The 22,015-nt window shown below is 64.4% G+C and carries 17 protein-coding genes; 16 read left to right on the forward strand and 1 reads right to left on the reverse strand.

The window, feature by feature from the left end; all coding sequences use genetic code 11:
• The first annotated feature begins 24 nt into the window (after positions 1-24).
• The 9 genes from BT179_RS24500 to BT179_RS24540 all read left to right on the forward strand — a co-directional run bounded on the left by BT179_RS24500 (position 25) and on the right by BT179_RS24540 (position 9,547).
• Entirely contained in the window at positions 25-1,629 is a 1,605-nt protein-coding gene (locus BT179_RS24500; RefSeq protein WP_072432081.1) for a ShlB/FhaC/HecB family hemolysin secretion/activation protein, read from the forward strand.
• Positions 1,630-1,646: 17 nt separating this feature from the next.
• On the forward strand, positions 1,647-3,452 hold the full coding sequence (locus tag BT179_RS24505; protein ID WP_072432080.1) for a DUF2341 domain-containing protein: 1,806 nt from the start codon (positions 1,647-1,649) through the stop codon (positions 3,450-3,452).
• Positions 3,453-3,462: 10 nt separating this feature from the next.
• A complete protein-coding gene (locus tag BT179_RS24510) occupies positions 3,463-3,888 on the forward strand; it encodes an ExbD/TolR family protein (protein WP_072398773.1) in 426 nt (141 codons plus the stop codon).
• Between the two features lie 2 nt (positions 3,889-3,890).
• Positions 3,891-4,598 carry a TonB C-terminal domain-containing protein gene (locus BT179_RS24515; protein WP_072398772.1) on the forward strand — a complete coding sequence of 236 codons (708 nt, stop codon included), beginning with the start codon at positions 3,891-3,893 and terminating at the stop codon, positions 4,596-4,598.
• Positions 4,599-4,637: 39 nt separating this feature from the next.
• A complete protein-coding gene (locus tag BT179_RS24520; RefSeq protein ID WP_072432079.1) occupies positions 4,638-6,329 on the forward strand; it encodes a putative porin in 1,692 nt (563 codons plus the stop codon).
• A gap of 15 nt (positions 6,330-6,344) precedes the next feature.
• The gene (locus BT179_RS24525) at positions 6,345-6,992 is read left to right on the forward strand and encodes a DNA repair protein (protein ID WP_072432078.1); all 648 of its coding nucleotides are present in this window, start codon (positions 6,345-6,347) and stop codon (positions 6,990-6,992) included.
• 19 nt (positions 6,993-7,011) lie between these two features.
• Positions 7,012-7,482: a YbjN domain-containing protein gene (locus BT179_RS24530; RefSeq protein WP_072398769.1), complete on the forward strand. Its 471-nt coding sequence runs from the start codon at positions 7,012-7,014 to the stop codon at positions 7,480-7,482.
• A complete protein-coding gene (locus BT179_RS24535; protein ID WP_072432077.1) occupies positions 7,479-8,423 on the forward strand; it encodes a peptidylprolyl isomerase in 945 nt (314 codons plus the stop codon). Before BT179_RS24530 ends, BT179_RS24535 begins: the two co-directional genes overlap by 4 nt.
• Before the next feature lie 143 nt (positions 8,424-8,566).
• Positions 8,567-9,547 (forward strand): LysR family transcriptional regulator, encoded by a 981-nt coding sequence (locus BT179_RS24540; RefSeq protein WP_072432076.1) that lies wholly within the window; start codon positions 8,567-8,569, stop codon positions 9,545-9,547.
• Positions 9,548-9,647: 100 nt separating this feature from the next.
• Here the strand turns inward: BT179_RS24540 and BT179_RS24545 are convergent, their stop codons facing one another.
• Positions 9,648-10,340 (reverse strand): aspartate/glutamate racemase family protein, encoded by a 693-nt coding sequence (locus BT179_RS24545; RefSeq protein WP_072398766.1) that lies wholly within the window; start codon positions 10,338-10,340, stop codon positions 9,648-9,650.
• 278 nt (positions 10,341-10,618) lie between these two features.
• Here BT179_RS24545 and BT179_RS24550 point away from each other — a divergent pair, with 278 nt between their 5' ends.
• The 7 genes from BT179_RS24550 to BT179_RS24580 all read left to right on the forward strand — a co-directional run bounded on the left by BT179_RS24550 (position 10,619) and on the right by BT179_RS24580 (position 21,897).
• Positions 10,619-11,113 carry a hypothetical protein gene (locus BT179_RS24550; protein WP_072432075.1) on the forward strand — a complete coding sequence of 165 codons (495 nt, stop codon included), beginning with the start codon at positions 10,619-10,621 and terminating at the stop codon, positions 11,111-11,113.
• 98 nt (positions 11,114-11,211) lie between these two features.
• On the forward strand, positions 11,212-11,883 hold the full coding sequence (locus tag BT179_RS24555; protein ID WP_072398764.1) for a DUF3313 domain-containing protein: 672 nt from the start codon (positions 11,212-11,214) through the stop codon (positions 11,881-11,883).
• A gap of 150 nt (positions 11,884-12,033) precedes the next feature.
• A complete protein-coding gene (gene tpx / locus BT179_RS24560; protein WP_072398763.1) occupies positions 12,034-12,534 on the forward strand; it encodes a thiol peroxidase in 501 nt (166 codons plus the stop codon).
• 178 nt (positions 12,535-12,712) lie between these two features.
• Positions 12,713-14,029, forward strand: coding sequence for an MdtA/MuxA family multidrug efflux RND transporter periplasmic adaptor subunit (locus tag BT179_RS24565; RefSeq protein ID WP_072398762.1), 1,317 nt, complete (start codon positions 12,713-12,715; stop codon positions 14,027-14,029).
• A complete protein-coding gene (locus BT179_RS24570) occupies positions 14,026-17,121 on the forward strand; it encodes an MdtB/MuxB family multidrug efflux RND transporter permease subunit (RefSeq protein WP_072398761.1) in 3,096 nt (1,031 codons plus the stop codon). Before BT179_RS24565 ends, BT179_RS24570 begins: the two co-directional genes overlap by 4 nt.
• Before the next feature lie 199 nt (positions 17,122-17,320).
• The gene (locus BT179_RS24575; RefSeq protein WP_072432074.1) at positions 17,321-20,425 is read left to right on the forward strand and encodes an efflux RND transporter permease subunit; all 3,105 of its coding nucleotides are present in this window, start codon (positions 17,321-17,323) and stop codon (positions 20,423-20,425) included.
• Complete coding sequence (locus BT179_RS24580) at positions 20,422-21,897, forward strand: efflux transporter outer membrane subunit (protein ID WP_072432073.1); 1,476 nt, start codon at positions 20,422-20,424, stop codon at positions 21,895-21,897. Before BT179_RS24575 ends, BT179_RS24580 begins: the two co-directional genes overlap by 4 nt.
• Positions 21,898-22,015 lie beyond the last annotated feature (118 nt).

Genomic DNA, 22,015 nt, shown 5'->3' on the forward strand with positions numbered 1-22,015 from the left:
GGTACTTTGAATTCAGGGGGTGGTGTGGAGCATTTCTTCAAGTCACGGCCGGCGCTGTGGGGCTGGCTGTTGCTGGCCGTCGGCGGGCCATCGGCCTTCGCTGCGCAGGAAGGATCCCAGGCTGAGGCGACGCCGGCCCGCCTGGTGGACGTGAACGAGTATTTCGTGCGCGGCAACACAGTGCTCGATGCCCGGTCCATCGAGGAAGCGGTGTACCCGTTTCTCGGTCCGCAAAAGACCTTGAGCGATATCGAAGGCGCCCGGGAGGCCCTGCAGAAGGTGTATCAGGCCCGCGGCTATCAGTCGGTGTTCGTCGAACTGCCGGAGCAGAAAGTGGAAGACGGCATCGTCTACCTGCAAGTCAGCGAGACCAAGGTCGGCCGGGTGCGGGTGGTGGGGGCCAGGCACTACTCCCCGGTGGAAATCCGCGAAGACGTCCCGGCTCTCAAGGAAGGTGAAGTGCCGGATTTCGCCAGGGTCCAGGCACAGCTGGCGCAGTTGAACAAGACCCCGGGGCGCCAGGTGATGCCCCTGGTCCGCGAAGGCCAGCGGCCCGGCACCATGGATGTGGATCTGCAGGTGGAGGACCAGGATCCCTGGCAGGCCAGCCTTGGCCTGAACAACGACTACAGCGCCGACACCGAAAAACTGCGGACAGTCGCCAGCCTGGGCTACAACAACCTCTGGCAGCTGGGCCACAGCGTTTCGCTGACTTTCTTCACCGCGCCCCAGGACACCGACAACGCCAAGGTCTGGTCGGGGTCCTACACCGCGCCGTTGGACGAGCGCTGGAGCGTGCAGTTCTCCGGCTACCAATCCGACAGCAACGTGGCCACCGTCGGCGGCAGCAACGTGCTGGGCAAGGGGCATTCCTACGGGGTCTCGGCGATCTACAGCCTGCCGTCCAGCGCGGCCTGGGCCAATACCTTTTCCATCGCAGTGGATTTCAAGGATTTCGACGAGGAGTTGAGCCTGGGGGGCGCCAGCGACAAGGCACCGCTCAAATACGCGCCATTCACCTTCGCCTACAACGGGCTTCGCTACACCGAAAGCAGCCAGTTGGGTCTTGGCCTGAGCCTGGTGGCGGGCACACGCAGCCTGCTGGGCTACGGCAGTTCCGACGAAGACTTCGATTACAAGCGCTATCGAGCCAGTCCCAGCTTCGCGGTGCTCAAGGGCGACGGCAACTACACCTTCACCTTCGCCGGCGATTGGCAGAGCGCCTCCAAGGCCGCTTTCCAGCTGGCCTCCGGGCCGCTGGTTTCCAACGAGCAGTTCTCCGCCGGAGGCGCCACGTCGGTACGCGGTTACCTGGCAGCCGAGCGCACCGGGGATGACGGCTACCTGCTGTCCCAGGAGTTGCGTACCCCGTCCATGGCGAAGTTCCTCGGCAGCTATGTCCAGGAATGGCGCTTCTACGCCTTCGCCGAGGGGGCGCAGTTGTACCTGCGCGACGAACTGCCCGACCAGGAGGCCGACTACAGCCTGGCCAGCGTCGGCCTGGGCACCCGGGCGAGCTTGAGCAAATGGCTGTCCGGCAGCCTCGACTGGGGCTTTGCGCTGCTCGACGGACCGAACACCACGAAACAGGAATCACGCCTGCACTTCAACCTGCAAGCGACGTTTTGAACCCAGGAGTCATGTCCATGCAACGCATACTGTTATCCCTGCTGATCTGCCTGGGGCTGGTGCTTCCGGCGACGGCCAACGCCTGGTGGCAGGACGATTGGCACTACCGCAAACAGATTTCGGTGGACACCACGCCCCAGGGCGCGGCCATCGCCCAGGCCCTGGGGCGCACCGCGCTGCTGGTGCGGCTGCACACCGGCAATTTCACCTTCGACGGCGTCAAGGAAGACGGTTCGGACCTGCGCTTCGTCAGTGCCGACGACAAGACCGTGCTCAACCACCAGATCGAGAGCTTCGACCCGTTGATGGGCATGGCGCTGATCTGGGTCGATGTGCCGAGCGTGGAGGGCGGCCAGCGCCAGGACCTGTGGATGTACTACGGCAACCAGAAGGCAGCGGCCACCGGCAGCGGCCAGTTGACCTTCGACCCGGACTACACCGCGCTGTATCACTTCGACGGCGCCACCGGCGTGCCGCCCCGGGACACCACGGCCTATGGCAACAATGCCCAGGGCGCGGTGGGTACCAGCATCGATGGCGTGGTCGGCCGGGCGCTGCAATTCAACGGCCAGCCGCTGCTGTTGCCGGCCAGCCCGTCACTGCAACACAACGCTGGCGCGGCGTTCACCTTCAGCACCTGGTTGCGCCAGGACCAGGCCAGCGGCGAACAGGTGGTCCTGGCCCGGCGCGAAGCGGCTGCCAACCTCCTGATCGGGGTGAACCAAGGGGTACCGTTCGTGGCGGTCGATGGCCTGCGCGCTGTCTCCACCCAGCCACTGAACCCAGGGCAGTGGCAGCACCTGGCAGTGACCGCGTCCGGGGATCGGATCGTGCTGTACGTCAACGGCCGTGAGACCGCGAGCCTGGCGGCGCCGATGCCGGTGTTCAATTCGCCCATCGCCCTGGGGGCCGATGTTGCCGCCGGTGCCCTGGCGCCTTTGAGCGGCGCCATGGATGAGGTCCGCCTGTCCAAGGTCGCCCGTGCGGCACCCTTGCTGCTGGCCGATGCCAATGCCCAGGGCGCCGAGTCTAAGCTGGTGGCCTATGGCGTGGATGAGGAGCAATCCGGCTTCGGTTTCGGCAGCCTGGGCTTTTTGCTCAACGCCGTGCCCCTGGACGCCTGGGTGATCATCGGGGTGCTGGTGCTGATGATGTTCCAGTCGTGGATCATCATGATCCGCAAGAACCGCATGGTCAGTCGCCTCAGCGCGGCCAACACGGCCTTTCGCGAGCAGTTCGCCCGGGTTGGCACGCGCCTGGAGATGTTCGCCGATGACCAGGAGCTCGCCCAGCGCCTGCAACATTCCTCCCTGTGGCGCCTGTACCTGGTGGCGGTGAAGGAAATCCGCACCCGCCGCGAACAGGGCGCCGATACCTCGTCGGTGTCGGCGGCCACCATCGAAGCGATCCGCTGTTCCATGGACGGCGTGCGTACCCGCGAGAACCAGGCGCTGGGTTCGAAACTCTCGACCCTGTCCAACGCCATCGCCGGCGGCCCCTACATCGGCCTGCTCGGCACCGTGCTGGGGATCATGGTGGTGTTCCTCGGCACGGCCATGGCCGGTGATGTGAATATCAATGCCATCGCCCCGGGCATGGCCGCGGCACTGCTTGCCACCGCCATGGGCCTGTTCGTCGCGATCCCCGCGCTGTTTGGCTACAACCGCCTGATCACCCGCAATAAAGAAGTCAGTGCCGACATGCGGGTGTTCGTCGATGAATTCATCACGCGCCTGGCGGAGATGCACGGGGAAGGGCAGTCCGGCGAAGCGGCCCATCGCCGGGATCACCACCACCCAAACCAAACGTCCGTACCGGCCTGAGGGAATCGCGATGGCTAGCGTAAATGCTTCGCACGATGACGACGATGACGCCGCGGTGGACAGCATCAACATCACGCCCCTGGTGGACGTGCTCATGGTGGTGCTGGTGATGTTCATCCTCACGGCCACGGCCCAGGTGTCGGGCATCCAGATCAACCTGCCCAAGGCCAGTGCCTCGGTGTCTCTGTCGGAAGCCAAGACCAAGGCGATCTCGGTGAACGATGGCGGCCAGGTGTTCCTCGATGCCTACCCGGTGACCCTGGCGGAACTGGAGGAACGCCTGCGCATCGAGAAGGCCCAGAGCCCCGATTTTCCGATCATCGTGCGTGGTGACGCCACAGTGCAGTACCAGAAGGTCATCGAGGTGCTGGATCTGTTGCGGCGCCTGGAACTGTCCCAGGTCGGTCTGGTGACCGGCAAACCGAGCCAGGGCTGACCATGACCGCCAGACTCCCCATCGATCCGCCCCCGGTGAAGACCTCGCCCTGGCGCCTGCTCAAGTGGGCGGCGGGCCTGGCGCTGGGCGCCCTGGCGGCCTGGCTGCTGTGGCAGTGGGCCAACGACATGAGCGGCGTGCGGCGCGAGGCGCCGAAGGTCCCGACCATCATTGCGCTGCCGCCCCCACCTCCACCCCCACCGCCGGAGAAGCCCAAGGAACCGGAGCCACAGGTGGAGGAAAAGGTGGTGGAGCCCGAGCCCACCCCGGAGCCGGAGGAGGTCAAGCCTGAAGAGCAGGCCCCGCCTTCGCCGGTGGACGACCTGGCGAACCCGATGCAGATGGACGGCGAGGCCCAGTCCGGCAACGACGCTTTCAATATCGGCGCCGGCAAGGGAGGTGGCATGGCCGGTGCTGGAGGCGGGCGCCTGGGCAACGGTACCTACAGCCAGTTCCTGGCCTTCACCTTCCAGCGCCTGCTGCGGGAGAACCCGCAGCTGCGCAGCCTGGCGTTTTCCCTACAGGCTGACGTCTGGCTGAGTGCCGTCGGCGAGATCACACGGGTCGAGCTGGTCAAGTCCAGCGGCAATCGGCAAGTGGATGAACAAGTGATTTCGGCCCTGCGCGCCTCACCTCATCTGAGCGAGCGGCCACCGGCTTCCCTGACATTGCCCGTGCGCCTGTCCTTGCAAGGGCGGCGTCCGGGTTAACCGAATGCTTGAAAGTTTGCCAACAGGAGTTGTGTGCAGATGATTTCCAATGTGAATCGATTGTCGTGGAGGGTCGGCCTGGTAGTCCTGGGTCTGGCCGGGCAGGCGGTCGCCGCTGCGGCGCCCTCGGAAAACGCCACGATCAATCTGATCCGCCTGCTGGTGCAGCAGGGGGTACTCAAGCAGGACCAGGCCGATGGGCTGATCGCCCAGGCCGAGCGCGAAGCCGTGCAGGCCCGCCAGGCCGCCACGGCGGTGGCTGCGGCACCGGTGGGGGCGCCCGGGGACGTACGGGTGCAATACGTGCCGAACATCGTTCGCGAGCAGATCCGCGATCAGGTGAAGGCTGAAGTCATGGCCACCGCCAAGCAGGAGAACTGGGCCCAGCCCAACACGTTCCCGGACTGGGTGTCACGCATCAGCTTCGATGGCGACATTCGCCTGCGTGACGAGTCGCGCTACTACTCGGGCAACAACAGCAACGAGATCGTCGACTTCGCCCGGCTCAATGACAAGGGACCGTACGACGTCAATCCCAACAGCAGCTCCAGCCTGCCGCCCTTGCTCAACACCCGCGAGGATCGGGAAAACCTGTTCCGCCTGCGGGCGCGCCTGGGGATGAAGGCGGTGATTGCGCCGCAATGGACCGCCGGCATCCGCATCGGTACCGGTTCGGACAATAACCCGGTGTCCACCACCCAGACCCTGGGCGGTGGCTTCGGCAAGAAAGACATCTGGCTCGATCAGGGCTACCTGACCTGGAAGGCATCGGATGAACTGACCCTGACCGGGGGGCGGATTGCGAATCCGTTCTTCTCCACCGACATGCTGTATTCCGGCGATCTGAATTTCGATGGGGTGGCGGCGATCTTCAATCGCAAGCTCAATCGGGACTGGGGCCTGTTCGGCACCGTCGGCGCGTTCCCGGTGGAATACACCAATGACACCAGCACCAGCAATGGCACGGACAAGGAGGAGAGCGACAACAAGTGGCTCTACGGTGCGCAACTGGGGGCGAACTGGGCGATCAACGACAGCAACCGGGTCAAGGGTGCGCTGGCCTATTACCGCTTCGACGACATCGAGGGCAAGCGCTCCTCGCCGTGCCAGCCGTGGGCCGGTGACCCCGGGTGCGACAGCGACGGTTCTCGCGTGGCTTTCATGCAGAAGGGCAATACGGTGTTCCTGCTGCGCGACATCACGCCCAACCCGCTCAACCCGTCCACCACGCCCCAGCCGCAATACGTCGGCCTGGCGTCGGAGTTCAACCTGCTGGACCTGAACCTGGTCTGGGATGCCGACCTGCCCGAGGACTTGAAACTGCGCAGCCAGGCCAACTACGTACACAACCTGGGCTACGACGAAGGCGAGATGCGCAAGCGTTCCGAAGGCCAGTTCGCCAACAACCTGGACGAGAGTGGCGAACTGGAAAGCGGCGCCAACGCCTGGATGCTCCAGTTCACCCTGGGCAGGGCCCTGGAGCTAAAGCGCGAGGGCGACTGGAACCTGTTCGCCGGTTACAAGTACATCCAGCCGGATGCCTTGCCGGACGGTTTCAACGACTCGTCGTTCCATTTGGGCGGCACCAACGCCAAAGGCTACTTCCTCGGTGGCAACTACGGCCTGGCCAGCAACGTCTTCGCCACCGGCCGTTGGTTGAGTGCCGAGGCGGTGTATGGCGCGCCCTACGATATCGACGTTCTGCAGCTTGAAATCAACACGCGCTTCTAAGCGCAGGGAGGCTTCATGAAAAGGCGAGCCATGGGTTCATGCCCAGCCGCGTTGCTGGTGCTGGGCCTGCTATTGAACAGCGGTGCCCACGGCGAGGGCCTGGAGGAACGGCTGCGGGCGCAACTGCGCAGCACCACGGCCCAGTTGCAAGCCCTGCAAAGCGAGCAGGCCCAGGCCAGTGCGGCCCGACAGGCGGCCGAAGGCCAGGCCAGGGAGGCCCAGGCGCAGGTCAAGCAATTGACCGCGCAACTGAACAAGGCCCAGGCCTTGAACGAACAACTGGCCGGGCGCCAGGAAAGCCTGCAGAGCCAGGCCCAGGCCCAGGTGGCCGCCCGCAATGAGCAGATCGGCAAATTCAAGAAAGCCTACGACGAGCTGCTGACCCTGGCCCGTGGCAAGGAGGCCGAGCGCGCCCGCCTGGAGGCCCGTCTGGCCGAACGTGACACACAAGTGCAGCAATGTTCGGTCAAGAATCAGCAGATGTACGAAGTCGCCCAGTCGTTGCTGCATGCCTATGAAACCATCGACGTCACCGATGTCATGAAGATTCGCCAGCCGTTCGCGGCCAAGGCCCGGGTACGTTTCGAAGAGCTGGCCCAAGGGTTTGGCGACGATCTCTACAAGAACCGTTTCGACGCCCCCCAGGCCTCGATTACTCATTGAAAGCAAGGATGGACCGAGCATGACTTCATTGATTGAACACGTTTCCCCGACATCGCTGACCGAGCTGTTGCAAAGCGCCGGTTACCGGGTCAACGAAACGGAGCAGAACGGCATCGTGCAGCTGCTCAGCGCCAGCCAGGGTATCGGCTTCGCGGTACGCTTCGGCAATCCGACGCCCACCGCGGGGCAGTACCTGGACTTCACGTTCAGCTGCGCCTTGCGGGTCCAGGGCGAGCTGCCGGCCGGGCTGGCCGAGCTGTGGAATGCCTCGCGGCGCTTTGCCCGGCTGTCGGTGCAGGGCGAGTTCCTGGTGATGGAGATGGACGTGGTGGTCGCCGCCGGCGTCAGCGGCGATCACCTGCGCAGCCACCTGGAACTGTGGGACCGTCTGTTGCAGGAGTTCATCGTCTACCTGCGCGAGTACAGCCAGAACGCGGCGCGCCTGCAGGCTTCGGCCGAGGCATCGGTGGAGGAGGCCAGCGCATCGTGAGAAAAACGATCTTCGCGGTTCTTTTTGCAGCGGTGGCCCTGGTTGCGGTGGCCGTCGTGCAAGGCCTGCGACCGGGCAACGATCCGGTGGCGGCGGTGCAGGACGCCAGCGTCATGCCCGCCGACGGGCCGAGCCTGGCGCGCTTGGGCAATCAGCAGGTCAGCCCCGACGAGCTCAAGGCGCTGCTGGCCGCCCTGACACCGCAGGTCCGCGAGCAGATGCGCGGTAACCGGGCCGCGCTGGAGAGTTGGATTCGGGCGCGGCTGGCGGAAAAGGCCGTGCTGGAGCAGGCCGATGCCCAGGGTTGGCGACAGCGTCCGGACGTGGAGCGCCAGACCCGGGCGGCCACCGAGCAGATCGTGTTTCGCGATTACCTGCAATCGGTCAGCCAGGTGCCGGCCGGCTATCCCAGTGAAGAAGAGTTGAAACAGGCCTACGATGCGGGCAAAGCCAACTGGACGATGCCGGCGCTGTATCGGGTGAGCCAGATCTTCCTGGCGGCGACCGAGCCGCAGACCTTCGAAGCGGTGCGTCGGCAAGCCATCGAACTGAGCAGAAAGGCCCAGGCGTCGCCGGCGGAGTTTGCCGCGCTGGCGAACCGTTTTTCCCAGGATCGTGCCACTGCCGAGCGAGGCGGGGACAGCGGTATGCAGCCCTTGCGACAACTGCTGCCGCAAGTGCGCGAGGCGGTGGCGCGGTTGAAGGTGGGGGCGGTTTCGGATCCGGTGCAGAGCGCGGCGGGGTATCACGTCATCAAACTGACCGAACAGCAGCCGGCCAGGGAAGCCACCCTGGACGAAGTTCGCGGGCAACTGACCCAGGCGCTGCGCGCGCAACGCCAGGAACAGATCGCCAAGGCCTACCTGGATGGCATGCTCGATACCGCGACCCTGAGCATCGACGGCGCGCAATTGAGCAAGGTGCTGGAGGAGGTGCGTTAACCTCGGCCCACCATGGGTGTGAGCATCTTTGTGATGTGAACACTTTTGTGGCGAGGGATCGATCCCCTCGCCACAGGGCGCTGCGCTGTATCGGGAACGCCAGCGCAGCTCAACGTATTCGTAGAACCGACAGGGAGTCACCCATGACCTTCATCGAGCCCGCAGGACCGCAGGCCATCACCGCTTATCGCGCACCGCTGCGCGCGCCCGAACCCTGGCTGGCCCTGGCCGGCGACATCGACCCCCAGGTGGCCCAGTGCTTCCTGGTGAGCGCCCGTTGTGGCTGTTTCATGCAGGCGGCTCGCAGCCTCAATGTCAAGGCGACCTGGCTGCGCAAGCAACTGATGCAGCTCGAGGCACGCCTGCAGCGCTCCCTGTTCAACTTCCAGGGCAGCGCCCTGACCCTCAGCCGGGAGGGGCGCCAGTTGCAGTCCCGGCTGAAGGCACTGGCCGATGAAAGCTCGCCACCCTTGCTGGACCAGCCATTGGTGCGCCTGGCGGTGGCCGAGTCGATCCTGCATGACATCCTGGGGCGTGACCTGATTGCGTTGTTGCGCCGCAATGCCAGTGCGCGGTTGCAAATCATCACCCTGGACAGTGAACTGGCGCTGCAAGCCGTCAGTGCCGACCTGGTGTTGTGGCTGAGCGACCCACTCGGTTCAGTGCCCGGGCCGAGCTTTCCCACGCTGCCGCCCGAGCATCTGGCGCGGCTGGACTACCTGCCTCACATCGCCAAGCGATATTCGCGGCCGGCAACCCGGCCGGGCTGCCTGGGCGACCTGAACGACTACATGCTGGTGCAGTGGCAGGCGGACCGGCAGCCGGACAGCTTCGCCCCGTGGAACACTCTCCTGGAACAGCGTCGGGCCGGCGTGGTGCAGGTGCAGTCCTATGAGCTGATGCTGGAAATGATTCGCTGCAGTGCCTGCATCGGCCTGTTGCCGCAGTATATGAGCCACTTCGACCGTGGCCTGGTGGCCTTGCCGGGGTTGTTCGACGTGCCGATGCAGCGCCACCTGTGGATGGCCGTCGGCACCCAGGGCCGGCAGACCCCGGAAGTGCGCATGCTGGTGGAGATGATTCAACACGCGCTGTACGAGCGCAGGGATTGGTTCCAGGCGTGATCGCCACTCCTGGCGGTGATGGTGTTGCTGACGATGCCAGCGGTGCCGCCTCTTCGCGGGCCCGCCCGCGCCCAGGAGATGACGGGCAATCCGCTGGCGATCAGTCCTCCAATGCGAACGCCACCGCCGCACGGGCGTGCAGGTGGGTGGTGTCGAGCAGCGGCAGGGGGCTGTGTTCGGGTTTGATCAGCAGGCCGATTTCCGTGCAGCCCAGGATGATCGCCTGGGCGCCGCGCTCGGCCAGGGACTCGATGACCCGCTGGTAGACCTGGCGCGATGCCGGATCGATCACGCCGACGCACAGTTCGTCATAGATGATGCGATGCACTGCCTGGCGTTCCTCGGGGGCGGGTATCACTACGTTCAAGCCTTGGGCGCTCAGGCGCTCCTTGAGGAACTCCTGTTCCATGGTGAATGCCGTGCCCAGCAGGCCGACCGTGACGGCCCCCGCTTCGAGGGCGGCCTGGCCGGTGGGGTCGGCAATGTGCAGGAACGGAATCGAAACCGCCGACTGGATCTGCGCCGCCACCTTGTGCATGGTGTTGGTACACAGCACCACGCATTCGGCGCCCCCGGCCTCGAGACGTCGCGCCGCATCCACGAGAATCGCGGCGGCATCCTCCCAGCGCCCCGCATGCTGGGCCTGTTCCACCGGGCCGAAGTCGACGCTGTGCATCAACAGTTGGGCCGAGCGCAGCGGCCCGAGCCGGTCTCGTACCTGCTGGTTGATGAGGCGATAGTATTCGGCGCTGGACTCCCAGCTCATGCCGCCAATCAGGCCGATGGTGCGCATTCGTCAATCCTCAGGCTGTGGCCTGTACCGACAGGGCAGGCCTGCCTGGAGTCTCTATTCGTTGATGGACGGATGCCAGCGCAACATCAACTGTTGCGCTCATCTTTGTGCCAGGTGTCATGGTTCCGGGATCGGCCGTGGGCCCGGCGCCGTGCCTCGGGCCATTTCCAGCAGGCGAGACGTAGCTCTCCTGCCATGCCGGTGGGTTTTGCATACGCCAGCCTCCCGAACCTGTCATCATCCCGGTTCGCAGCAAGCCCTTGATCGAGGAACAGCGCATGGACGGTGTACAGCAACTGGGCGATACGCTTCGTCGCTACGCAGACAGTGAGGCGCACAAGAAACAGCAGCACCAGGCTCAGGCGGCGGTGTGGGCCGAGCAGATCGAAGCGTTGTATGGGCAAATCGAGCAATGGCTGGCACCGGTGATGGCGCCTGGTCTCCTGGCGCTGAGCCGGGAAGCCCACGTGGCCCACGGGCCGGGCGTCCCGGTGGAAACATCCACCTTCAGGACCGAAAAGCTCACGGTGTCCATCACGGGCAAGGCGGTGGAGTTCGTCCCGGATGCAATGGGTAGCGGTGGACAAATCTCGCTGGCGGTCATGGGACTGACGGCGGCGCGGTACGGAAGCATTTCGCTGGTGCATTCGCTGGCCTCCGGGGAATGGCAGTGGCGCAAGACCAATGGGTTGAAAGACCCGGATACCTTCGTGTTCGATGCTGATTTTCTTGCGCAGCAATTACAGAGCCTGATTCCTCGAGATCGCGCCTGACTTGCCACAGGGCTTCTGGATATTTGCGGCAAAAATGTGCCCATTGGCTATACCTGTAGTTCCCGGCCCCGTCTCGTGTGGCTGACAGGAGTGACAGCATGAAGCTCGCATCAGTGATTGGCACCATCTGCATCGCCTCGCTCGCCCTGGCTGGGTGTTCGAGCAAGATCACTCAGCCGGACGAGTATTCCGGGTTCCTGGGCGACTACAGCCGGCTCAAGGAAGACAAGTCACCGTCCGGTGCCGAGGTGATGCGCTGGGTCGATCCGAAGGTCGACCTGGACAAGTACACCAGCATCTACATCGAGCCGACCCAGCTGTACCCCAAGCCGCAACCGACGGTGAAGATTCCCCAGGCCACCTTGTCCGGCATCACCGGTTATTACGATCAGGCCCTCCAGCGTGAAGCGGGAAAAACGTTGCCGCTGGCCAAGGCGCCGGGGCCGGGTGTGCTGGTGATGCGCGCGGCGATCACCGCCGTCAGCAGCAAGACCGAAGGGCTGAAACCGTATGAGGTGGTGCCGATTGCGCTGGTGGCGGCGGCTGTCAGCACCGCCAGTGGCATCCGCGACCAGGAAACCACCCTGGGCACCGAAGCGGTCTTCCTCGATGGCGCCAGCAATGCCGTGGTGGCCCAGGTGGTGCGCAAGGGGACAGGCAAGCCGTTGTCCAACGAGTCCCAGGTGATGAAACCCGATGATGTCAAAGGTGTCATGGATGGCTGGGCTTCGGACCTGCATCAGTCGTTCCTCAAGCTCAAGGCCCGGTAGCGTCCTTTCGTGGGGGCGGGCAGGCTCGCCCCCACAGGATTGCGCGGTCATGAACACCATGACTTTTCATGTCCAGCCATAGGTCGGGCGAGCATTTCGTGGTTAACTCCTGCCTCACCATTTTTCAAACCTGTCAGAAGGAATTCGCCCATGGCTCAAGTCACCCTCAAAGGCAACCCGGTCCAGGTCAACGGCCAATTGCCACAAGCCGGTAGCAAGGCGCCAGCCTTTTCCCTGGTGGCCGGCAATCTGTCCGACGTGTCCCTGAAGGACTTCGCGGGCAAGCGCAAAGTACTGAACATTTTCCCAAGCGTCGACACCCCGACCTGCGCCACCTCCGTGCGCAAGTTCAATGCCCAGGCCAACGCACTGGATAACACCGTCGTGCTTTGTATTTCCGCCGACCTGCCGTTCGCACAGGCGCGCTTCTGCGGTGCCGAAGGCCTGGAGAATGTGCAGAACCTGTCCACCCTGCGCGGCGCCGAGTTCATCCAGAACTACGGCGTGGCCATTGCCGATGGTCCGCTGAAAGGCCTGACCGCTCGCGCCGTGGTGGTGCTGGACGAAGAGGACAACGTGCTGCACAGCGAACTGGTCAAGGAAATCGCTGAAGAGCCAAACTACGACGCTGCGCTGGCTGTCCTGAAATAAGGGATTTATTACATTTGTTGACGGCCTGGCCAAGTCCAGGCCGTTTTCATTTGTACTTCAAGCGCTTAGCCTGTCATCACGCTACGTAAGCCCAAGGTAAATTGCCGGTAAAGGCGCTTTGCTAAATTCCCGCCAGTGCTTATCGTTCAGCCTCTCGTAAAAGATGCCCACGCGCCCAATGGTTGATCACTCCATGCAATCCTCCGTTTCTCGTAACTCCCGCCGCTGGCTGTTGAGCCTGTTCATCGTCTTGGTCGTCGCGGTGGTGGCCTGGAAATTCTGGCCCGCCGGCACGGATCCCAAGCAAGGGGCAGGGCAGAAAGCCGCACAGGGGCACACAGGGCGTTCGGGCAGCATGCGACCTGGCTTCGGTGGGGCCACGGGGCCGGTGCCGGTCCGGGTGGCGCCGGCAGTCACCGGGGACTTTGCGCTGTACTACAAGGCGCTGGGCACTGTCACGGCCCTCAATACCATCAACGTGCGCAGCCGGGTGAGCGGTGAGCTGGTCAAGATCGCCTTCGAAGAAGGGCAGATGGTCAAGGCCGGGGACCTGCTGGCCGAAATCGATCCGCGTCCCTACCAGAACGCCTTGCTCCAGGCTGAAGGCACGCTGTTGCAGAACCAGGCACAACTGAAGAACGCCCAGGTCGATCTTGAGCGCTATCGCGGGCTGTATGCCGAGGACAGCATCGCCAAGCAGACCCTGGATACCGCCGCCGCGCTGGTGGGCCAGTACCAGGGCACCGTCAAGACCAATCAGGCGGCGGTCAATGATGCCAAGCTCAACCTCGAATTCACCAGGATCCGTGCACCGATTTCCGGACGGGTCGGCCTGCGGCAGCTGGATATCGGCAACCTGGTGGCGGCCAACGACACCACGGCCCTGGCGGTCATTACCCAGACCCAACCCATCAGCGTTGTCTTCACCCTGCCGGAAAGCAATCTGGACACCGTGCTCGCCCGTTACCGCAGCGGCGCGAAACTGCCTGTCGAGGCCTGGGACCGCGGCGATGTGAAACTCCAGGCCAGCGGTGTGCTGCAAAGCCTGGACAACCAGATCGACACCACCACCGGAACCCTGAAATTCAAGGCCCGCTACGATAACCGCGACCAGTCGCTGTTCCCCAACCAGTTCGTCAACGTCCGCCTGCTGGCCGACACCCTCAAGGGCGTCGTCCTGGCACCCACCGCCGCGATCCAGTTCGGCACCAATGGCACCTTCGTCTATGCCCTGGATGGCGACAGGAAGGTCACCATCAAAACGTTGAAGATCGGCCCCAGCGACGGCAGCAACACCGTGGTCACCGAAGGCCTGGCGGCCGGCGAGCGTGTCGTGCTCGAAGGCACCGACCGCTTGAAGGAGGGCAGCGAAGTGGAGGTGGTCAATGACAGCCAGGACGTGCCCACCACGCCGACCGAGCACCTGCAGGGCAAGACCGCGGCGGGTCCGAGTGAACCGGCCGTGGTCGACAAGGCGAAAAAGGGCGGCGCATGAATCTCTCGCGGCTGTTCATCCTTCGCCCGGTGGCGACCACCCTGAGCATGCTGGCCATTGTCCTGGCCGGCCTGATCGCCTATCGGCTGCTGCCGGTGTCGGCATTGCCCCAGGTCGACTATCCCACCATCCGGGTGATGACCTTGTACCCGGGCGCGAGCCCCGATGTGATGACCAGTGCGGTGACCGCTCCCCTGGAGCGGCAGTTCGGCCAGATGCCGGGCCTGACCCAGATGGCCTCCACCAGCTCCGGTGGGGCTTCGGTGATTACCCTGCGGTTCAATCTCGAGACCAACATGGATGTCGCCGAACAGCAGGTGCAGGCGGCGATCAACGCGGCGACCAACCTGCTGCCCGACGATCTGCCGGCGCCCCCGGTGTACAACAAGGTCAACCCCGCCGATACCCCGGTGCTGACCCTGGCGATCACCTCCAGGACCATGCTGCTGCCCAAGCTCAATGACCTGGTGGATACGCGCATGGCGCAGAAGATCGCCCAGATCAGCGGGGTCGGTATGGTGACCATCGCCGGCGGCCAGCGCCAGGCCGTGCGGATCAAGGTCAACCCCCAGGCCCTGGCGGCCAACGGCCTGAACCTGGCGGATGTGCGCACACTGATCGGGGCCTCCAACGTCAACCAGCCCAAGGGCAACTTCGACGGCCCGACCCGGGTCTCGATGCTTGACGCCAACGACCAGCTGACCTCGCCCAAGGACTATGCCGAACTGATCCTGGCCTATGCCAATGGTGCGCCATTGCGGCTCAAGGACGTGGCACAGATCGTCGACGGCGCCGAGAACGAACGCCTTGCCGCCTGGGCCAACGAGAACCAGGCCGTGCTGCTGAACATCCAGCGCCAGCCGGGGGCCAACGTGATCGAGGTGGTGGACCGGATCAAGGCCCTGTTGCCAAGTATCACCGACAACCTGCCGGCCGGCCTGGACGTCACGGTGCTGACCGATCGTACCCAGACCATCCGTGCCTCGGTCAAGGATGTGCAACATGAACTGCTGATCGCCATCGCCCTGGTGGTCATGGTGACGTTCCTGTTCCTGCGTCGTTTCAGCGCCACTATCATTCCCTCGGTGGCCGTGCCGCTGTCGCTGATCGGGACCTTCGGGGTGATGTACCTGGCCGGCTTTTCCATCAACAACCTGACCCTGATGGCCCTGACCATCGCCACCGGTTTCGTGGTGGACGACGCCATCGTCATGCTGGAGAACGTCGCCCGTTACATCGAGGAGGGCGACAGCCCATTGCAGGCGGCGCTCAAGGGGGCGAGGCAGATTGGCTTCACCCTGGTGTCCCTGACGCTGTCGCTGATCGCCGTGCTGATCCCCCTGCTGTTCATGGCGGACGTGGTCGGACGGTTGTTTCGCGAATTCGCCATCACCCTGGCGGTGGCGATCCTGATTTCCCTGGTGGTGTCCCTGACGCTGACGCCGATGATGTGCGCGCGCTTGCTCAAGCGTGAGCCGAAGGAAGAGGAACAGGGCCGGTTCTACCGCGCCAGTGGCGCCTGGATCGACTGGCTGATCGCCGCCTATGGCCGCAAGCTGCAATGGGTGCTCAAGCACCAGCCGCTGACCCTGCTGGTGGCGGTGGGCAGCCTCGTGCTCACGGTGGTGTTGTACCTGGCGGTGCCCAAGGGCTTTTTCCCGGTGCAGGACACGGGTGTGATCCAGGGCATTTCCGAAGCGCCCCAGTCGATTTCCTTCGCCGCCATGAGCGAGCGCCAGCAGCAACTGGCCAAGGTGATCCTGGCCGACCCGGCGGTGCAGAGCCTGTCTTCCTATATCGGCGTGGACGGTGACAACGCCACGCTCAACAGCGGGCGTCTGCTGATCAACCTCAAGCCCCACAAGGAGCGTGATGACAGCGCTACGCAGGTCATTGCCCGCTTGCAGCCGCAACTGGACCGCCTGGTGGGGATCCGCCTGTTCATGCAGCCGGTACAGGACCTGACCATCGAGGACCGGGTCAGTCGGACCCAGTACCAGTTCAGCCTGTCGTCGCCGGATGCCGAGTTGCTCACCCTCTGGAGCGCCCGCCTCACCGAGGCGCTGGCCCGCCAGCCGGAACTGACCGACGTCGCCAGCGACCTGCAGGACAAGGGCCTGCAGGTCTATCTGGTGATCGACCGTGACGCCGCCTCGCGCCTGGGCGTGTCGGTGGCGAACATCACTGATGCGCTGTACGACGCTTTCGGCCAGCGGCAGATTTCCACCATCTACACCCAGGCCAGCCAGTATCGCGTGGTGCTGCAGGCCCAGGCCGGGGAGCGGATCGGGCCCAAGGCCCTGGACCAGATCTACGTCAAGACCACCGAAGGCGGGCAGGTGCGGTTGTCGAGCCTGGCCCGGGTCGAAGAGCGTCAGGCGCAGCTGGCGATTGCCCATATCGGCCAGTTCCCGGCGGTGATGATGTCGTTCAACCTGGCTCCGGACGTGGCCCTGGGCCATGCGGTGGAGGTGATCGAAAAGGTCCAGCGGGAGATCGGCATGCCGGTGGGCGTGCAGACCCAGTTCCAGGGTGCCGCCCAGGCATTCCAGGCATCGCTGTCGAGCACCTTGCTGCTGATCCTGGCGGCGGTGGTGACCATGTACATCGTGCTGGGCGTGCTGTACGAGAGCTACATCCACCCGATCACGATCCTCTCCACCTTGCCCTCGGCGGCCATTGGCGCCTTGCTGGCGTTGATCCTAAGCGGCAACGACCTGGGCATGATCGCGATCATCGGCATCATCCTGCTGATCGGTATCGTCAAGAAGAACGCGATCATGATGATCGACTTCGCCCTCGACGCGGAGCGCAACCAGGGCATGGACCCGCAGACGGCCATCTACCAGGCCGCGTTGCTGCGCTTCCGGCCGATCCTGATGACCACCCTGGCGGCCCTGTTCGGCGCAGTGCCGCTGATGCTCGCCACCGGCTCCGGCGCGGAATTGCGCCAGCCCCTGGGCCTGGTGATGGTCGGTGGGCTGCTGGTGAGCCAGGTCTTGACGTTGTTCACCACGCCAGTGATCTACCTGTATTTCGATCGCCTGGGCCGCCGGTTTGCCAGGCCGGAAGGGAAAGAGGTGCGGGTATGACGCTCGGGAGCTTGCGGTTGGAGCCTGCGCCGGAGAACCTGGGGCAAGCGCGTTTTCTGCGGCAAGGCGATTCATCCCCGCTGGACTGCGTAGCGGCCCCTTTTGTGAGCGCTTGGCACTCAAGCGGGGATGAGTCCCCTCGCCATGAAAGCCCGGTCATTTCCTGCATTCCTTCATCTGCAGCCCGGAGCGGCGGTCGATGAACCTCTCCGGCCCCTTCATCCGCCGCCCCGTCGCGACCATGCTCCTGAGCCTGGCGATCACCCTGCTCGGTGGCGTGTGCTTTGGCCTGTTGCCGGTTTCGCCCTTGCCGCAGATGGACTTTCCGGTGATCGTGGTCCAGGCCAACTTGCCGGGGGCCAGCCCGGAGGTCATGGCGTCGACGGTGGCAACGCCTCTCGAACGGTCCTTCGGCGCCATCGCCGGGGTCAATACCATGAGCAGCCGCTCGAGCCAGGGCTCCACCCGCGTGATCCTGCAGTTCGACCTGGACCGCGATATCAACGGCGCGGCCCGGGAGGTGCAAGCGGCGATCAATGCTTCGCGCAACCTGTTGCCCAGCGGCATGCGCAGCATGCCCACCTACAAGAAGGTCAACCCGTCCCAGGCGCCGATCATGGTGCTGTCGCTGACCTCCGATGTCCTGGAGAAAGGCCAGCTCTACGACCTGGCTTCCACCATCCTGTCCCAGAGCCTGTCCCAGGTGTCGGGGGTCGGCGAGGTGCAGATCGGCGGCAGTTCCCTGCCGGCGGTGCGGATCGAACTGGAGCCGCAGTTGCTCAACCAGTACGGCGTTGCGTTGGACGACGTGCGCAGCGCCATCGCCGACAGCAACGTGCGCCGGCCCAAGGGTTCGGTTGAGGATGACCAGCGCATGTGGCAGGTCCAGGCCAATGACCAGCTGGAAAAGGCCAAGGACTACGAAACCCTGATCATCCGCTACCAGGACGGCTCGGTGCTTCGGCTCAAGGATGTGGCGAAAGTCACCGACGGTGTCGAGGACCGCTACAACAGCGGTTTCTTCAATGACGATGCCGCCGTGCTGCTGGTGATCAATCGCCAGGCGGGGGCCAACATCATCGAGACGGTCAACGAGATCAAGGCGCAGCTGCCGGCCTTGCAGGCCGTGCTGCCGGCCAGCGTCAAGCTGGACCTGGCCATGGATCGCTCGCCGGTGATCAAGGCTACCCTGCATGAAGCGGAAATGACCCTGCTGATCGCCGTGGCCCTGGTGGTGCTGGTGGTGTTCCTGTTCCTCGGCAACCTGCGCGCTTCGCTGATCCCGACCCTGGCGGTGCCGGTGTCACTGGTGGGGACGTTCGCGGTGATGTACCTCTACGGCTTTTCGCTGAACAACCTGTCGCTGATGGCGCTGATCCTCGCCACCGGACTGGTGGTGGACGACGCCATCGTCGTGCTGGAGAACATTTCCCGGCACATCGACGAAGGCGTGCCGCCGATGAAGGCGGCCTACCTGGGCGCCCGGGAAGTGGGCTTCACCCTGTTGTCGATGAACGCCTCCCTGGTGGCGGTGTTCCTGTCGATCCTGTTCATGGGCGGCATCGTCGAGAGCCTGTTCCGGGAGTTTTCCATCACTCTGGCGGCGTCCATCCTGGTCTCGTTGCTGGTGTCCCTGACCCTCACGCCGATGCTCTGTTCCCGTTGGCTCAAGCCCCACGTACCAGGGCAGGAAAATCGCCTGCAACGCGCGAGCCGGCGTCTCAACGAGCGGATGGTTCGTGGCTACGCCTCCAGCCTCGACTGGGTGCTGCGCCACCGCCGCCTGACGCTGCTGAGCCTGTTGGTGACCATTGGTGTGAACATCGCCCTGTACGTGGTGGTGCCCAAGACCTTCATGCCGCAGCAGGACACCGGCCAGTTGATCGGTTTCGTGCGCGGCGACGACGGGCTGTCGTTCAGCGTGATGCAGCCGAAGATGGAAATTTTCCGCCGCGCCGTGCTCAAGGACGACGCGGTGCAGAGCGTGGCCGGTTTCATCGGCGGCAACAACGGCACCAATAACGCCTTCATGCTGGTGCGCCTCAAGCCGATCAAGGAGCGCGAGATCTCCGCGCAGAAAGTCATCGAGCGCCTGCGCAAGGAAATGCCCAAGGTCCCCGGTGCCCAGCTGATGCTGATGGCCGACCAGGACCTGCAGTTCGGAGGCGGCCGCGAGCAGACCACGTCGCAATACTCCTATATCCTGCAAAGCGCCGACCTGGCCTCCCTGCGGGAGTGGTATCCCAAGGTCGTGGCGGCATTCCGGGCCTTGCCCGAGCTGACCGCCATCGACGCCCGGGACGGCGGCGGGGCCCAGCAGGTGACGCTGGTGGTGGACCGTGACCAGGCCAAGCGCCTGGGTATCGACATGGCCATGGTCACCACGGTATTGAACAACGCCTACAGCCAGCGGCAGATTTCCACCATCTACGACAGCCTGAACCAGTACCAGGTGGTGATGGAGGTCAATCCCAAGTACGCCCAGGATCCGAACACCCTCGAACAGGTCCAGGTGATCACCGACGACGGCGCGCGGGTCCCCCTGTCGACCATTGCCCATTATGAAAACAGCCTGGAGGACGACCGGGTCAGCCACGAAGGCCAGTTCGCGTCCGAGGGCATTTCCTTCGACATGGCCGAAGGCGTGACGGTGGAGCAGGGCACGGCGGCCATCGAACGGGCCATCGCCAGGCTCGGCATGCCGGAGGATGTGATCGCCAAGATGGCCGGTACCGCCGATGCCTTCGCGGCCACCCAGAAGGGCCAGCCTCTCATGATCCTCGGGGCGCTGCTGGCGGTGTACCTGGTGCTGGGAGTGTTGTACGAAAGCTATATCCATCCGTTGACGATCCTGTCCACCCTGCCATCGGCCGGGGTCGGCGCATTGCTGTCGATCTACGTGCTGGGCCAGGAATTCAGCCTGATATCGCTGCTGGGGCTGTTCCTGCTGATCGGCGTGGTGAAGAAGAACGCGATCCTGATGATCGACCTGGCGTTGCAGCTCGAACGGGGCGGTCAGACACCCGAGGAGTCGATCCGCAGTGCCTGCCTGCTGCGTTTGCGGCCGATCCTGATGACCACGCTTGCGGCGATCCTCGGCGCCTTGCCGTTGCTGCTGGGCGGCGCGGAAGGCTCGGAAATGCGCCAGCCCCTGGGCCTGACGATCATCGGCGGGCTGGTCTTCAGCCAGGTCCTGACCCTCTACACCACACCGGTGGTTTACCTTTATCTCGACAAGTTGCGCCATCGTTTCAATCGCTGGCGCGGCGTGCGTACCGATGCTGCTCTGGAAACTGCGCTATGACCGATCGCTCGTTTTTCAATCTTGTCGCGCCCTTGGCGACCGCCCGGGGTTCGCGGGTCCTGAGCCTGGCGCTGTGCGTGGCGATGCTCAGCGCCTGCGCCATCGGCCCGGACTACCAGCGCCCATCGACGGCGCAGCCGGCGCAGTACAAGCAAGCCCAGGGCTGGCGCCAGGCCAACCCCAGCGATGCGTTGGCCCGTGGCGCCTGGTGGGAGCTGTACGGTGACACGCAACTCAATGGCCTGGTGGAAAAGCTCAACACCTCCAACCAGACCGTCGCCCAGGCCGAAGCCCAGTACCGCCAGGCCCAGGCCCTGGCGCGCAGTGCCCGTGGCGCCTTCTTCCCGACAGTGGACCTGACCGTTGGCAAGAACCGCTCCAGCCAGGGGACCGGCAGCAGCAATTCGAGCCTGAGCAGTTCGGCCAGCGGTATCCGCGATACCTACAGCGCCCAGGCCGGCGTCAGCTGGGAGGCAGATGTCTGGGGCAAGCTGCGACGCACCCTGGAGGCCAACGAAGCCAGTGCCCAGGCCAGTTATGCCGACCTGGCCGCCATGCGCCTGAGCCAGCAGTCGGAGCTGGTGCAGAACTACCTGCAACTGCGGGTGATCGATGAGCAGAAACGCCTGTTGCAGGCCACGCTGGAAAACTACCAGCGTTCGCTGAAAATGACCGAGAACCAGTACCGTGCCGGCGTGTCAGGCAGGGACGCGGTGGCCCAGGCCCAGAACCAGCTCAAGACCACCCAGGCAGACCTGATCGACCTGATCTGGCAGCGCGCCCAGTTCGAAAATGCCATTGCCGTGCTGATCGGCCTGCCGCCCGCCGAGTTCAACCTGGCCGAAACCCGGGACATCCCCACATTGCCGCAGATCCCCGTGGCGCTGCCGTCGCAACTGCTCGAGCGACGGCCGGACATCGCTTCGGCGGAGCGCTCGGTGATGGCCGCCAACGCCGACATCGGCGTAGCCAAGGCGGCCTACTACCCGGACCTGACCCTGAGCCTGAGCGGCGGCTATAGCAGCAGTACCTACGACAACTGGATCAGCGTACCGAATCGCTTCTGGTCGGTGGGGCCGCAACTGGCGATGACGCTGTTCGATGGCGGCCAGCGCTCGGCGGAAGTCGACCGCACCGTCGCCGCCTATGACCAGACCGTGGCCACCTACCGCCAGACCGTGCTGGACGGGTTTCGTGAGGTGGAAAACTACATGATCCAGCTCAAGGTGCTTGAAGACGAGGCCCGTGTGCGCCAGGAAGCCCTGGACGCCGCGCGCGAATCCTTGCGCCTGACCCAGAACCAGTACAAGGCCGGGTTGATCGCCTATCTCGACGTGGTCACGGTCCAGGCCACCGCCCTGAGCAATGAACGCAGCGTGTTGAGCCTGCAACAGAGCCGGCTGATCGCCAGCGTGCAACTGATCGCGGCGCTGGGCGGTGGCTGGGACGGGCAGCCAGGGCCGGATGAATAAGCCAGAACGAAGCCGGTCCCTGTGACGAGGGGATCTATCCCCGTTGGGCTGCGTAGCAGCCCTGACTATCGGCACTGCGATACGCCAGGCAGGATGCAAAAGGGAGGCTTCGCGCCCC

It is taken from the genome of Pseudomonas sp. NFACC43 (assembly GCF_900119645.1).
In the GTDB taxonomy this organism is placed as follows: domain Bacteria; phylum Pseudomonadota; class Gammaproteobacteria; order Pseudomonadales; family Pseudomonadaceae; genus Aquipseudomonas.

Coding starts and splice junctions, on each gene's coding strand:
- BT179_RS24505 (WP_072432080.1), top strand. CDS start 1,647: ATGCAACGCATACTGTTATCCCTGCTGATCTGCCTGGGGCTGGTGCTT.
- BT179_RS24510 (WP_072398773.1), top strand. CDS start 3,463: ATGGCTAGCGTAAATGCTTCGCACGATGACGACGATGACGCCGCGGTG.
- BT179_RS24515 (WP_072398772.1), top strand. CDS start 3,891: ATGACCGCCAGACTCCCCATCGATCCGCCCCCGGTGAAGACCTCGCCC.
- BT179_RS24520 (WP_072432079.1), top strand. CDS start 4,638: ATGATTTCCAATGTGAATCGATTGTCGTGGAGGGTCGGCCTGGTAGTC.
- BT179_RS24525 (WP_072432078.1), top strand. CDS start 6,345: ATGAAAAGGCGAGCCATGGGTTCATGCCCAGCCGCGTTGCTGGTGCTG.
- BT179_RS24530 (WP_072398769.1), top strand. CDS start 7,012: ATGACTTCATTGATTGAACACGTTTCCCCGACATCGCTGACCGAGCTG.
- BT179_RS24540 (WP_072432076.1), top strand. CDS start 8,567: ATGACCTTCATCGAGCCCGCAGGACCGCAGGCCATCACCGCTTATCGC.
- BT179_RS24545 (WP_072398766.1), bottom strand. CDS start 10,340: ATGCGCACCATCGGCCTGATTGGCGGCATGAGCTGGGAGTCCAGCGCC.
- BT179_RS24550 (WP_072432075.1), top strand. CDS start 10,619: ATGGACGGTGTACAGCAACTGGGCGATACGCTTCGTCGCTACGCAGAC.
- BT179_RS24555 (WP_072398764.1), top strand. CDS start 11,212: ATGAAGCTCGCATCAGTGATTGGCACCATCTGCATCGCCTCGCTCGCC.
- tpx (WP_072398763.1), top strand. CDS start 12,034: ATGGCTCAAGTCACCCTCAAAGGCAACCCGGTCCAGGTCAACGGCCAA.
- BT179_RS24565 (WP_072398762.1), top strand. CDS start 12,713: ATGGTTGATCACTCCATGCAATCCTCCGTTTCTCGTAACTCCCGCCGC.
- BT179_RS24570 (WP_072398761.1), top strand. CDS start 14,026: ATGAATCTCTCGCGGCTGTTCATCCTTCGCCCGGTGGCGACCACCCTG.
- BT179_RS24575 (WP_072432074.1), top strand. CDS start 17,321: ATGAACCTCTCCGGCCCCTTCATCCGCCGCCCCGTCGCGACCATGCTC.
- BT179_RS24580 (WP_072432073.1), top strand. CDS start 20,422: ATGACCGATCGCTCGTTTTTCAATCTTGTCGCGCCCTTGGCGACCGCC.